1 pseudogene is annotated in these 234 nt (G+C 57.7%); it reads left to right on the top strand.

The annotated features are described in order from the left end of the window. Window positions 1–234 (top strand): annotated as a pseudogene (locus Q4563_RS22765) (pyruvate carboxylase subunit B); the annotation flags it as partial.

The following is a 234-nucleotide window of genomic DNA, read 5'->3' as shown; positions in this document are numbered from 1 at the left end:
CCTGCGTACCGAAGACATGCTGCCGATCTGTGAAAAAATGGATCAAGCCGGATTCTGGTCGCTGGAAGTCTGGGGTGGGGCAACGTTTGATGCTTGCGTCCGTTTTCTGAAAGAAGACCCCTGGGAACGCTTGCGCCAACTGCGGGCGGCGTTACCCAACAGCCGTTTGCAAATGCTGCTGCGAGGCCAGAACCTGCTCGGCTACCGCCATTACGCCGATGATGTGGTTGAGGC

The organism is Gilvimarinus sp. 1_MG-2023 (assembly GCF_030548285.1).
The sequence above is the reverse complement of the archived record's forward strand: the minus strand, read 5'-3'. Positions and strand labels throughout refer to the sequence as shown.